This is a genomic window from Clostridium paraputrificum (genome assembly GCF_900447045.1).
Lineage (GTDB): Bacteria > Bacillota > Clostridia > Clostridiales > Clostridiaceae > Clostridium > Clostridium paraputrificum.
Map to the genome: position 1 here is coordinate 263,856 of NZ_UAWH01000015.1, position 13,525 is coordinate 277,380.

At 30.0% G+C, this 13,525-nt stretch carries 11 protein-coding genes; 1 reads left to right on the top strand and 10 read right to left on the bottom strand.

What is annotated here, in order from left to right; translation table 11 throughout:
* Positions 1-3: 3 nt before the first annotated feature.
* From DR024_RS12780 to DR024_RS12815, 8 genes are all read right to left on the bottom strand, one after another.
* Positions 4-804, bottom strand: a complete 801-nt coding sequence (locus tag DR024_RS12780; protein WP_055184156.1) for a DUF3307 domain-containing protein — start codon at positions 802-804, stop codon at positions 4-6.
* Between the two features lie 2 nt (positions 805-806).
* Positions 807-1,520, bottom strand: a complete 714-nt coding sequence (locus DR024_RS12785) for a SatD family protein (RefSeq protein ID WP_027097857.1) — start codon at positions 1,518-1,520, stop codon at positions 807-809.
* Positions 1,521-1,584: 64 nt separating this feature from the next.
* The gene (locus DR024_RS12790) at positions 1,585-2,655 is read right to left on the bottom strand and encodes a hypothetical protein (RefSeq protein ID WP_111918950.1); all 1,071 of its coding nucleotides are present in this window, start codon (positions 2,653-2,655) and stop codon (positions 1,585-1,587) included.
* 116 nt (positions 2,656-2,771) lie between these two features.
* Positions 2,772-4,106: a tRNA (N6-isopentenyl adenosine(37)-C2)-methylthiotransferase MiaB gene (gene miaB / locus DR024_RS12795; protein ID WP_099313387.1), complete on the bottom strand. Its 1,335-nt coding sequence runs from the start codon at positions 4,104-4,106 to the stop codon at positions 2,772-2,774.
* Positions 4,107-4,277: 171 nt separating this feature from the next.
* Positions 4,278-9,341, bottom strand: coding sequence for a discoidin domain-containing protein (locus DR024_RS12800; RefSeq protein WP_111918952.1), 5,064 nt, complete (start codon positions 9,339-9,341; stop codon positions 4,278-4,280).
* 252 nt (positions 9,342-9,593) lie between these two features.
* Positions 9,594-9,986, bottom strand: coding sequence for a metal-dependent hydrolase (locus tag DR024_RS12805; RefSeq protein ID WP_027097854.1), 393 nt, complete (start codon positions 9,984-9,986; stop codon positions 9,594-9,596).
* A 96-nt stretch (positions 9,987-10,082) separates the two neighbouring features.
* Entirely contained in the window at positions 10,083-10,268 is a 186-nt protein-coding gene (locus DR024_RS12810) for a hypothetical protein (protein WP_111918954.1), read from the bottom strand.
* 20 nt (positions 10,269-10,288) lie between these two features.
* Complete coding sequence (locus DR024_RS12815; protein ID WP_111918956.1) at positions 10,289-11,035, bottom strand: SHOCT domain-containing protein; 747 nt, start codon at positions 11,033-11,035, stop codon at positions 10,289-10,291.
* Positions 11,036-11,200: 165 nt separating this feature from the next.
* Between DR024_RS12815 and DR024_RS12820 the strand changes: the two genes are divergently transcribed.
* Positions 11,201-11,563, top strand: coding sequence for a lecithin retinol acyltransferase family protein (locus DR024_RS12820; RefSeq protein WP_099313390.1), 363 nt, complete (start codon positions 11,201-11,203; stop codon positions 11,561-11,563).
* Between the two features lie 148 nt (positions 11,564-11,711).
* On the opposite strand, the gene DR024_RS18060 is transcribed toward DR024_RS12820, so the two are convergent.
* Together DR024_RS18060 and DR024_RS12825 are read right to left on the bottom strand one after the other, a co-directional pair.
* Positions 11,712-12,059 (bottom strand): FMN-binding protein, encoded by a 348-nt coding sequence (locus DR024_RS18060; protein ID WP_027097851.1) that lies wholly within the window; start codon positions 12,057-12,059, stop codon positions 11,712-11,714.
* Positions 12,060-12,074: 15 nt separating this feature from the next.
* Positions 12,075-13,499 (bottom strand): flavocytochrome c, encoded by a 1,425-nt coding sequence (locus DR024_RS12825; RefSeq protein WP_027097850.1) that lies wholly within the window; start codon positions 13,497-13,499, stop codon positions 12,075-12,077.
* Positions 13,500-13,525: the final 26 nt, after the last annotated feature.

The window sequence follows — 13,525 nt, forward strand, 5'->3', positions numbered from 1 at the left end:
TCTTTATATTAATTTATAGATAAGAAGACCAGCTATATAAGCAGTTACCAAGCTTACTAAAGTACCTATAATAAAACATTCTACAAAGTAATCTTCAGAAAACTTCTTAAACCTTGCAATTGATTTTAAAGTTAATATTACTGCTATTAAAGCATATTGAGTACAAACTACTGATATTATGATAAAAATTCTTTCTAAAACACCTATTATAAAACCACCATTTTTGGCACCTTCATCCTCTTCATAATTACTTCTAGTAATGGTATTTAACAAAAACTTTAAAAAATATCCAACCTCATAGGTACAAAACAATAAAATAAAACATATAGCTAAAAAGTTATTATAAGGTACTAATTTACCTTTAAGAAAATTAATATATTCTAAAAATTCATAAAAGCTTATATTGTTAAATACTATGAAAATAATATATAAAGCTATAAAATGAAAAATCTGATCTAAAATGAACAGACATAAATTACTAAGCTTATAGGGTAACTTGTCCACATTGCACTTATAGAAACACTTGCCATAGTCTATAACAAAATGAATACACAAAATAAAAATTGCGCTTAGTAAATAGTTACTCAAATCAAGTAAAGAAGTATAATTTACTATGAATACTAAAATTAAAAATATTATGGTATGAATAAATGCATGTATAAGATTATATCTAGCTGATAAGATATAACCCTTTGTATTTTTCAAACATATAGCTTCCCTTCCTTTTACAATTTTGTCTGGTTGAAAAACAAAATCTCCAAGAACATGTGATATTAAAGCTATTAAAAACAATGTAAAATTCATAGTTATCTTTCCTTATACTGAGCAAATAGAGATTCTATAATCCTTATATTATTCTCTATCACAAAAAATTCTGCTGAATTTAACTTTTGAGATATATCTGACTTTGAATTAGATATGCCTTCTTCAACCATTTTATTATAGGAACCAGCTTTCCTATACCCTTTAATAACTATCCATTGTTTAGGAGTTATTTTATTAAGTAATATCTCTGTACTTTCAATTAAAGAGTTAATTACACTTACTAAATCTAATTTACTATTTAAATTATCATTTTCTAAGGAAACTGCTACTTCCTCATTTCTACTTACAAAATACTCATTTAATAACACTCTATTAGCTTTAGAGTTAATTAAACCTCCACCTTTTTTAGATAGATTTAAAGCATTTCTAGCATTTATAAAAGCCTCTCCATCCATATTAGAGCTTCTATTATAAACCTCAGTGCTTATAGATCCAATTCCTATTCCAGAGTAAGTTTTTATTCCATAATTACTTAAAAACTCATTAATTTCAGTGATTATAGTATAGCTTTTAGAAATATCCTTAAGAACTATTTGCCACTCATCTCCTAAGGTAATTGTAATAGGAGTTAAAAGCTTATCTTCATACTTGTTGCTAAGAGACTTTAAGTAATTTTTAATTATATTTTGAACTTCTATTCTATTTTTGATTTTACGCGAATGAACAATATCCATGTTTATAACGCTGTATATCATTTTATTATCTCCACTTCGTTTTTTATTAAATTATACCATATCGTTACATAATTTAACCAAAAAATTAACTCTCCAATGGTAATATTTGACCATCTACATAATATCTATACATCTGTAGTGTAATCTTATTTACAAGAACTATAGAATCTGCTTGATATCCTCCGTCTGGACTATTATGAATAATATAGAATCTATAATAATCTTTATCTATATTCTCAGGAAGGTTTAGATTATCTTCAGTATACTTATAATCTACTTCATCTTGAGTTTTTCCAGTATAGTCATAAATCCTATGCCTTATATCCTCTATAGAAAGCCCGCTGTAGTCATAGTGAGGAATATTCCTTTCATCGCCTTTAACCTCTAATAGCTTAAATATACCATTGTCATACTTCATTATTTCAACTACATCAATTATTTTATCATCAATTGAAGCATCCCTTAAAGAGAACCTGTGTAAAAGCTCATATATATTATCGCCATCTATATCCTTTAAAATCCCACCACTAGATTCTTGGGTATAATTGTCCTGCTTATTTGTAGGGGTTCCAGACTCATCATAGAAACCACTATCTAAATAAAACTTCTTCTTATCTTCAGGAATGTTATATTTATAATACTTGTAACTCTTTATATCCATAACATAATATGAATTGTCCATTAAAAATCCTTTATCGTACTTAGGTACATCTTCTTCAGCCACAACATAATCCCCGTCTTTATATATATAAAGAAGAGAGTAATGGCTTGATGCTCCTGCCTTAACATCTATTAATATATCCATCACTTTATCTCCAGTAGTATCTTTAGCATCAACTATTTCTATGCTCATTGGATCTACTTCCTTAACATAAAGTGTTTTCTGGTTACTTCCATCAACTATTTGAATATAAGCTTTCTTTTCATCATTGCTATCTTTCTCAAGTAATTTTATGATATCTCCAACACCATCACCATCAAGATCTGTAGTAATGCTGTTCACCTCACTATATCCATTAATATTAATTTTCTCATCTAATTTAAATGTAACATTCTTTTTATTTATCTCAGGTTCAATCTTCCTTTTATTATCTCCACAACCTACAAATGATAATATAATTAAACAAAAAATTGCATAAGTTATACATTTTTTCATACTCATCCTCCAAATAATTTTATTCTTACAATAATCTTATTTGCACAATGGATGAATAATGAATAAAAAAAGTAAGAAGAGATTTTGGGTCTCCTCTTACTTTCTAATTAAATTAATTATTCAACTATTTCACCAAGTAATGAGAATGGTTGAGCTCTATTTATGTGAACATTAACTAACTTACCAATCATAGAAGAATCTCCTGGGAAGTTTACAAGTCTACCATTTCTTGTTCTACCCATTAACTTAGTTTCATCATTCTTAGATGGTCCTTCAACTAGAACTTCAACAGTTCTACCTTCATAAACCTTATTTCCATTAATAACACCTTTATTAATAACATCAACTAATCTGTTGAATCTTTCGTGCTTAACATCATCTGGAACTTGATTTTCCATTCTGTCAGCTGGTGTATGGTTTCTTCTTGAGTAAATGAAAGTAAACGCTGAATCATATCCAACTTCTTTGCAAAGATTTAAAGTGTCTAAGAAGTTTTCTTCTGTTTCTCCAGGGAACCCAACAATAATATCTGTTGTTATTGAGCATTCTGGAATTTCTTCTTTAATCTTCTTAATTAAGCTCATGTACTTTTCTCTATCATAGTGTCTGTTCATCTTCTTTAAGATTTCATCAGAACCACTTTGAACTGGAAGATGAATTTGTTCACATAACTTGTCACATTCTTTAATAGCCATAATAACATCTTCTGTTAAGTCCTTAGGGTGAGATGTCATAAACCTAACTCTTTCAAGACCTTCAATTTCGTTAATTCTTCTAAGAAGTTTAGCAAAATCTATTTCTTCTTCTAGCCCTTTACCGTATGAGTTAACATTTTGCCCTAGAAGAGTTATTTCTTTATAGCCTTGAGCTACAAGTTCCTTAATTTCTTTTTCAATTTCTTCAGGTCTTCTACTTCTTTCTCTTCCTCTAACATAAGGAACTACACAGTAAGTACAGAAGTTATTGCATCCATACATAATAGTAACAAATGCTTTTATTGAACTTTCTCTATCTACAGGAATACCTTCAATAATTTCAGTTTCTTTGTCAAATATTTCTTTAACTTGAACCCCTTCAGTCTTTACTCTATTTAAGTATTCAGGGAACTTATAAGAGTTATGTGTACCGAAGATAATATCAACATATGGGAACTCTTTTAAAATTTTGTCGGCCATTCCCTTTTGTTGCATCATGCAACCACAGATACCTATAACTAAATCAGGATTTTTTTTCTTTAGTTTCTTAAGTAGTCCTAAGTTTCCATAAACCTTATTTTCAGCATTTTCTCTTACGCAACATGTATTAAATAAAATAATTGAAGCTTCTTCTTTAGCTTCAGTTTTTGTATATCCAATTCTCTTAAGCATTCCTGAAAGCTTTTCAGAGTCTTCTTCATTCATTTGACAGCCCCATGTTTCAATATAATACTTTAGATTTTTTACTTCTGACATAGTATTCTCCTTTACATGCAAATTTCTAATGTATTATAACAAATTTATTGCATAAAATAAAGAGTTGTTATTTTTTTATAATAGGAGATAGTGACTTTAATTGTATTATTATTAATGGTTATGAAAAAAAATCACTGTATATCAGAGTATAGATATACAGCTATTTAAATTTTAACTTATTTTATTTTCTTTTTTTAATACTACAAAACAAGCTCCTGCTACAGATATAACTAAAAGTGCAAACCATAAACCTATATTTGCATTATCTCCAGTAGCTATACTTTGTCCTTCTATTTGTTTTAAATTGTTAAATGCATTTTCCAATTCTTCTATTGCCTTTTCAACTTCTTCTGTTGTGGCATCTTTATTTTCAATAACAGTTTTTGCAGAATCTAAAGCATTTTTTAGGTTATTCCAGCTTCCATCTGTATAATTTCCCTTTTCTAATTTAATAAGTTTATTATATAACTTTATTAGTCTAGTTTTATCCACTTTTACTTCAAGCTTAGATAATGCATCTGCAAGATTATTATATGCTGCTTCAATTTCTTCTTTTGAAGCATTAGTATTATCTAATACCAATTGAGCATTTTTAACAGCATTCTCAAATACTTTAAGGGAAGCTTGTGTATATTTAGAGGTATCCAAGCCTTCTATTTTATTTAAGAAAGCTTGTAAATCATCTTTTGAGATTTCTTCTTCTGGTGTTGTTTTAACAAGCTTATCGTAAGCATCAGTTAACTCATTGAATGCATTATTAATTGCTTCTTGCGTAGCTAAATCATCATTTAACACGCTTTTTGCCTTTTCTAATGCTTTGATAAATAAACTCCAGCTCTCCTCAGTATAATCATCCTTTTCTAGGGACTTAACCTTATTATATAGATCCTCTAATTGAGATTTATCCACTTCAACTGTGTTGTCTTCTAATATTAAACTAACCATTGCAACTGATAATTCTGTTTTCATAATTTCAACATCATTTGCATTTGGTTCTTCTGAATCTACTAAAGCTTTTGCCTCTACAATCTTATCTTGAAGAGTTTTCCAAGAATCTACTGTAAATCCTTGATCTTCAATAGCTGAAGCTTGAGCAATAAGTTTATTTAAACCTTCAAGATCTGCTTTTACATCCACTGCATACAATTTAATTTCAGAAGCTGTTCCATTATTATTTACTGCTTCTAGTGCAACTAATCTTACATGTTTAGTTGTAACTGCATCAAACTCAATAATTTTTGCTTCAGAATTTCTTGCCAGGGTTCCTTCCTTAACCTTTGTATAGTTAACACCATCATCACTTACTTGAATCTCGTATTTAGTAATAGTTCCATTAAGTCCACTTTGACGAGGAACATATGTCAATCCATTTACTTTAGTTGGCTCGTCCATTTCAAGGTCAATCCAATGAGGCATTGTAGTTACATTCCAGTCTGTATGCCACATAGTTCCAGTGTTATCATCTAATACATTTTTAGGATCAGATCCATCTTTTTGATAACTAGAAGCTGTAGCTTTAATTATTGAATTATCAATATAATTAACATTTTTTATAGGTTTTGCTACCAATCCGTTTAATGCAGATGCTAATGATTTTTCGTATCCATCTACTGTAGATTGTAATGAAGCTGGTAAGTCTCCTCTAATGCTATTCTTTACAAATAACAATACATTTACACTTTCTTCTGTATATGAAGATAAGTCTTCTGGAATTAAAGATAAATATGCATTTACTCTAGAATAATCAGCTTTTTCAAAATCTAAATCCTTTAATATTGCATTAATTTCATTAGCTTTTTCGCTAATTTCTTGTGATGTTGGTTTATATTTAGTAAATATCTTCTTTGAATCCTTTATTAATGCACTTAGTTTATGGTTTTTATTTTCTTTTAAATATTCACTAGCATTCCATACTGCATAATCTAATTCCATAGTGGAAGCATATTCTGCATTTTTAGCTAATCTTATATCATCTACATATCCTATAAATGATTTAGTTTTACTTCCAATATATTGCATAGGGAACATATTAGTTGCAAGTAATGGTCTTCCTTCTACCTTTTCTCCATCACCTAAGGTATCCACTAAGTTTCCATTTACATATAAAGAAATTTGATTTAACTCATTCTTAAATTCTAATTCTACCCATTCATTTACAGGTAGGTCATAATTAAATGAATAATCATAATTTTCTCTTGAGAAACCAACTTTTCCAGTATTCTTTTGAACTGCTTTTATAGAACCGTATTCTGATTCAAATAAAATTTGTTCTTCTTTACTACTTGAAGTACGCTTAACCTTTACACGTAAATCATTATTCAATCCTACTGTGTTTAACTTAGATTGAACGTAGCTTTCATTACCTTTTAACTCTAAAACGTTTTTACCATCTTTTTCTTTAATTTCTGCATTACTTCCTAAAGTTAAATTATATCCATTAGATGATGAATCTTTTAAATCGTCCATATTATATTGTGCAATATTTTCAGATTTTGTTTCTACATCATAATCAAAGTTTACTCTAGGGTCTTCTCCAATTTCATTAATTTTTTCTTTTGCTTCATCTAATGATAAGTCATTTTTACCCCATAGTTTTGCAGCAAATAATGGCATTGCTACACCAATACGATCATAAACATCATATTCACTTACACCATTATCAAGATAGTCAGTCATATCATTCCATACAGCAAATGCACCACCAATCATTTGATCATCACCAGCAGGAATAGTAACACCACCAATAGAATTAATTGGTAGGTTATACATAGTATTATCATTTAAATAATCATAATAATACCCTGCGTTAGGAACAATATAGTAGTTACCATCATTACAGTTAATTAAATCAAAGCCTTGTTCGTACATTTCATCCATGTTAGCATAACCAAAGTTCCATAAATTCATTTGTACGTTTTCACTTCTTACAGGAGTTGTACCTCTACATTGAGATAAGCTTCCCCATATACGTGCAGTTCTTCCTGTATCTTGAACATACTCTAAAATATCATCTGCAAATTTTCTGTAGGATTCTTTATCTGCATTATATTCATCTGCTCCTACATGAATGATCGTCTGGTCATCAAATACTGGGTCTTCACCCATCATGTATTCATCAAAAATACTCTTAACAAACTCTAAGCATTCATCATATTTTGTTTTTAAAGCAAGGTGATCATTATCACGTCCCCATGTTCCGTGACGTAGATCAGGACGTACTTTAGTTAGTGCAAGAGAGTGAGCAGGAGTATCTATTTCAGGAACAATATTAACCCCATATATTCTTGAAGTTTTAATGAATTCATTAAATTCATTTTTAGTATAAAACATATCTGTGCTTGTTAAATCAGCTTTGTTTAATCCGTTATTACCGCCCTCTTTTATGTCAGACTCTAAACGGAATGCAGAATAAGCTTCCATTGGATCTTTACCAGCAGAAGAATAGTTTTCTAACGGAATTAGGTTATCATTTAAATGAACTTGGAAATCATTTAATTTATACCATGACATTTCCTTTACTATTTGTTCTAAATAATCCATAGTAAATGTCTTACGACCTACATCAAGAATAAATCCTCTTACTTCGTATAGTGGATAATCTCTTGTAACTCCTTTTGGAATTGTAATATTATTATTTTGTTTTAAGATCTGTAATATTGTTCTTGTTGCCCAAAAAGAACCTGTTTCTGTTTCAGCTTCAACTGTAATATAATCTGAAATATCCATTAAATATCCTTCATCTTGTAAACCTTTAGATTGATCCTTTGTTAAAGTAAAGGAAATATCTCCAGCCTTAGGTGTTACTCCTGAAACTACCTTTAATGTTTTACCGCTCATTGCCTTATAATCTTCAGCAAAAGTTTCAGCCATTTCTTTAAGTTCTGAAGGAACAATAATTCTAGACGAATTTGAAATTGTAAAGTTTCCTTTGCTTCCTTTCCATTCACGAAGTTCAGGAATTACAACTGGAGAAGCATTATCCCATTCTTCATTTGTATATTTACCAGGAACTTTTATAGCGCATTCTTTGAACTTGTACTCTTTAGTCTCTTCATTAGTAACTTTAAATGAGACGTTTACAGTAACATCAGTTATAGGTTCATAAATTGTTAAATCTTCACCAATTACTTGTTCATAATCAGTACCATTATATTCAACAATAAAACCATCTTCATTTGGTAAATTAGAAATATCTAGCTTTTTATCACCTTTCTTAGGAGATTCAATATTAATAGAATTTACAATATCAGAGATGCTTTTTTTAGTATCTCCCCCATAAACCTCCATTTCATAAAGTGAAACAGAATTCCATGTAACAATTCCATCAGGATCATCTGCAGTATATTCATTGATATATAATCTTACATATCTTGCATTATATACTTTATCTAGAATGATTTTTTGATCCTTTCTATATGGATTTTCAGTGAAACTTTGTACTGTTTTCCAGTCATTATCATTCATAGGGTTACTTAATGTGTCAGCTATTTGTATTTCATACTTTGTAGCATTTCTTCTTTCCCAAAATAAATTAATTGTTTTTATATCTTGTTTTTTACCTAAATCTACATAAATCCAAGCTGGCTTTCCAGTTGCAGACCAACGAGATCCTTTTGATGTAGTATCACCATCAACAGCTTTATCTCCACTTAAAGAACTTGTTTCAGAATCACTAACAAAAACTTCTTTTCCTAAAGCAATATTTTCTGATGGATCTTGCTCATCAGGCATAGATGAATCTTTTAACATTACTTTAAAATCACTGCAAGAAACGTTAGGATAGCCCTTTTGTTCAGTTACTTCTAACTTTACATATCTTCCTTTTACAGATTCTTCTAATAAATTTTCAGATATTTTTGTAGTATTACCTGCTTGTACAGCTACTGGGTCCCCCCAATTGTTAATATCATTAGATACATAAATATTATAGCTTGAGGCATAATTTTCATTGCTTTCCCAGATCATTCGAAAATAATTTAACTCTTCTTCCTGACCTAAATCAACATATGCCCACTGAACTGGTTTACTTTCTGATGACCATCTAGACCCCTCATCTTCATCTGTTAAATTGCTAGCAGGCATGGTACTGTACTCAGCACTTGCAATTACATTCTTGTTTAATGCCAAATTTACGTTAGGTGAAGTTTTAGCTGAAACTGTCATTGCATTAAATGGAATTAAATTCACTATCATAGCGGCACTAAGTAAACTATTAATGATACGCTTAAATTTCATACTTACCTTCCTTTCTTTTTAGTCTTATCCAGTTTTTTATTAATACAATACCTTCTCAATTCCCCTATTTACATCCCTCCTGTCATCCATGTAAATAATCATAGATAAACTTATTTACATATTTATACAGTTCCAGTTTATAACCTGTTGCCTTATTCGTATTTGCACTAATTAGTTAAACTTGTTAACTTTTGATTTTTTTGAAATTTAGAAACAAAAATAAGAACTCTAAATTTTAGAGTTCTTATTACTTTAATACCCCACTATTAATAGTATAAATATAACTGCCAGTGCACATATACCTATAAATACATCATCTTTTTTATTACTTTCTATTATTCTTACACCATATATTTTTTTACTTGGATAAAAAAATTGAACACCTTCTGTAGTGAAACAATCAAGAAATATATGTAACATATAATTTATACACCAAACTATAGCTATGTTTAAATTTATAATAGCAACCAGTAAAGTACTTAAAACTAAAAATATAAGTGAATGTGTTAATGATTTTCTTTTAATTAATATTTGAGATAAGTCAGGCACAATTGAAGCAAGCAATCCCCAAAAAGCTATTGGTTCCTCTAGTATTAAGGGTAAAGTAACAGCCAATGCCACCGCAATCTGTGTTTTTTTAGACATATTATTACCACTTCCTAAACTTAGTTATAAGAATAGTATTACCTAAAATTTCATATTTATAGGTATATATTTTATCCAAAAATAAAAGACCCAAGGTTAATCTTGAGTCTTTTTCTTATTTAGCAATCTTAGTTCATAAATTATATCGCTTTGTCCCATTAATAAGAATCCTAATCCTAAACAAATAGGCGTAAAAATTAAGGCATAAGAACCTGTAAAAAATATCCCCAATATACTCCATATAACTAACAAAAAGCCTATAAATTTTAAAGCAATGTCCATATTTACCCCTCAATCCCCTATTAAAACCCTAATAGTCTACTTTGAATCTTATCAAATTCATCTTGTGTTATTACCCCTGAATCAAGCAATTCCTGTATCTTTAAAATCTCGTCTACTGTAGATAATTCATTACTAAGATCATTATCATCTGAAGAAGAATATAAAGAATTGTTTTCTGAATTTATTGTAATCTCAAGAAATTGCATAAGCTCTTTTACAGTACCATAAATAGAGTTATATAAATTTGAATGTATATTTAGTTCACTAGCTACAATTTTTATCTCTTTATTTCCCTTGTTTTTATTAGAGGAATATAGTCTTAGCTTTAAGCTATTTACAAAAGCATTAGTAGTTTGTCCATTTATATTTTCAAGTGGAGGTTGCCCTAAACCACCTTTATTAATAACAAAACCATCTTCAACTAATTCAAATCTTGTTATATCACCATATCTATATACCACTGCATCTTTAATATGTTTACCAAAACTATCTAGTACTTGGAACATCTGATTTTCTTCATCTATCTCTATGTATGTTCCAATCTTCTTAGTTCCTTTAAATTTATTTAATTCCTCTTGATTCAAAACGTATTTTGAGATTGCATCTTCTATCTCTCTTACTCTTCTTTGTGAAATATCTACACTATTACTTAAATAGTCATAACTTTTATCATAACATTCTTTACAAATGAATCCATTAAATATGGCAATTTTAGCCCCTACCTTATTGCATACCATGCAAGATTCTTTTTTACCAAAAATACCCATACAATCACCCTTTCTTTACAAAATAATTATACTATCATACACTTTTTTTAACAATAACAATAACCCCAAATATGTAAATTGCATATTATATATTACAAGATTCGCCAATTACTTAGTAAACCTCTTATTCTTTACTTGTAGAACAAATAAAAAGTTGGTGAGAAAATGAAGAATATTAACTACTTTTTTCAAAAGAAAAGAGCTAATTTTGGTGATATTATAAGTGTAAATAGGGGGCTATATAGACATTATGGTGTATATATAAGTGATAATACAGTAATTCATTATGCATCCTTTGGTGGAGATTTTGGTAGAAATGTATGTATTCATGCAACAAGTTTAAGAAAATTCTTAAATGGTTCTATGGGATATGAAGTTTGTGTTTTCCCTAATGGATTTAATGGTAAAGAGACGGTAAAAAGAGCTCTATCTAGAATTGGAGAAAGGCGTTATAGCCTATTTGCAAATAACTGTGAACATTTTGCAACATGGTGTAAAACTGGGGTATCTTATTCAAAACAAATTTGAATAGATAGTTATAAAAAAACTCTGCTTGTCAGAGTTTTTAGTATTTTCTATTAACCATAAAGATAAGAGTAAGTCAAATAAAAATATAAAAAGGAACTGACCATAAAGTCAGCTCCAATATTTGAATAAAGGGATTTGTGAATTTTAATTACTTAGTTGCTCCTTCAAGTGCCTTATTTACTGCTTCTAAAACACCCTTTGAGGAATTTGTAGCACCACTTACAGCTTCAACGCCTTCAGTTCCTTGCTTTTCAATAATTTCTGGAATCATATTATCCTTAACTCCATCAATTAGTGTCTTTGTTTCTTTATGTTCAACTACTTCAACAGTAGAAATTTTACCTTTTTCAACATTAACTTCAACCTTAATTGTTCCTGAAGTTCCTTGAGCTTCACCAGTGTAAGTACCATCTGTATACTTTCCACCTCCACATCCAACAAGAACACCAGCTGTTAATATAGCTGTAGCTATTAATGAAACTAATCTCTTCTTCATATCTATTTCTCCTTACTATTTTACTAAAGCAGCAGCATTCTTACCTGCAACTCTTCCATATACAACAATATCAGCTAAAGCATTACCACCAAGTCTGTTACCACCATGTACTCCACCAGTAACTTCACCTGCAGCAAATAATCCTTTAATTACATTTCCATCTTTGTTTATAACTTCAGCATTTGTATTTATCTTAATTCCACCCATTGTATGGTGAACAGCTGGAGTTACAGGAATTGCATAAACCTTACCTTGGTTTAATTGTCTTGGTAAATCTTCTCTTCCAAATTCACTATCAACCTTTGAAGATACTGCCTTGTTATATGTATCTACTGAAGCTTTCATAGTTGCCTTGTCTATTCCTAGCTTTTCAGCTAATTCTTCAACAGAATCTGCTTCTGTAACAAGTCCCATGTTGAAGTATTCTTCTGTAGCCTTTAAGCTCTTTCTTAAACCTTCATCAAAGAAAAGGTAAGCAACCTTATCATCTTGTTCTAATATAGCTTTAGAAACAACATCTCTAGTTAATAATTCATTTATAAATCTCTTACCTGATTTATTTAATAATATTGCACCATTTCCTCTAACAGCTTCAGTAACCATTACTGCTTTATCAGGAACAACTGTTGGGTGAGTTTGAATTTCTGCCATATCAACAAAATCTGCATTAACTGCTTCTGCAAGTTTTATACCATCACCAGTAGCACCATTATGGTTAGTTGTAGCAAATCCTTTAAGGTCAGCCTTCTTTTGAACTACCATTTCTTGGTTTGCAGAGAATCCACCAGCAGCAATTACAACTGCCTTAGCTTTAATTGTATATTCCTTACCTTCTTTATCTGTAGCCTTAACCCCTTCAACGTTTCCATCTTTATCAAGGATTATTTCTTTAGCTTCATTCCATAATCTTAAGTCTACCTTTTCCTTATCAGCAGCTACTTTTAAAGTATCTACTAAGTGAGCACCTACCGCTGCTCCTCCAGTTGGTCTGTGAGTTCTATAATTTGTTGAACCTGCCATCTTACCAACATCTGAAAGGTCAGCTCCAATATCAGTTAACCATTTAACTGCATCCTTAGCTTCATTTGCTAGCTTTTCTACTAATTCAGGATTGTTTTTATCATATCCACCCTTCATAGTATCTTTAATCATTTGCTCTATGCTATCTTCAATTTCTTTAGCTTTTTGTTGGTCAGTTTCAGCAGCATTTAATCCACCTGTAGCTCTGTTAGTGTTACCACCTACTATAGGCATCTTTTCTAAAAGAACTACCTTATTTACACCTTCTTGTTTTGCTTGAACAGCTGCAGATAACCCTGCTCCACCTGCTCCAATTACAACAATATCAGCTGTTTCGCTTTTACTTCCACATCCTATCATACCGAATGTTGGAATTGCTATAAGTGCACTTAACACTAATGCAAGCACCTTTTTCTTCATAAGTTTATCCCCCTTATAACTAAATT

Excerpts from the sequence above, each read along its gene's own strand:
- DR024_RS12780 (WP_055184156.1), bottom strand. The coding sequence starts at position 804 with ATGAATTTTACATTGTTTTTAATAGCTTTAATATCACATGTTCTTGGA.
- DR024_RS12785 (WP_027097857.1), bottom strand. The coding sequence starts at position 1,520 with ATGATATACAGCGTTATAAACATGGATATTGTTCATTCGCGTAAAATC.
- DR024_RS12790 (WP_111918950.1), bottom strand. The coding sequence starts at position 2,655 with ATGAAAAAATGTATAACTTATGCAATTTTTTGTTTAATTATATTATCA.
- miaB (WP_099313387.1), bottom strand. The coding sequence starts at position 4,106 with ATGTCAGAAGTAAAAAATCTAAAGTATTATATTGAAACATGGGGCTGT.
- DR024_RS12800 (WP_111918952.1), bottom strand. The coding sequence starts at position 9,341 with ATGAAATTTAAGCGTATCATTAATAGTTTACTTAGTGCCGCTATGATA.
- DR024_RS12805 (WP_027097854.1), bottom strand. The coding sequence starts at position 9,986 with ATGTCTAAAAAAACACAGATTGCGGTGGCATTGGCTGTTACTTTACCC.
- DR024_RS12810 (WP_111918954.1), bottom strand. The coding sequence starts at position 10,268 with ATGGACATTGCTTTAAAATTTATAGGCTTTTTGTTAGTTATATGGAGT.
- DR024_RS12815 (WP_111918956.1), bottom strand. The coding sequence starts at position 11,035 with ATGGGTATTTTTGGTAAAAAAGAATCTTGCATGGTATGCAATAAGGTA.
- DR024_RS12820 (WP_099313390.1), top strand. The coding sequence starts at position 11,201 with ATGAAGAATATTAACTACTTTTTTCAAAAGAAAAGAGCTAATTTTGGT.
- DR024_RS18060 (WP_027097851.1), bottom strand. The coding sequence starts at position 12,059 with ATGAAGAAGAGATTAGTTTCATTAATAGCTACAGCTATATTAACAGCT.
- DR024_RS12825 (WP_027097850.1), bottom strand. The coding sequence starts at position 13,499 with ATGAAGAAAAAGGTGCTTGCATTAGTGTTAAGTGCACTTATAGCAATT.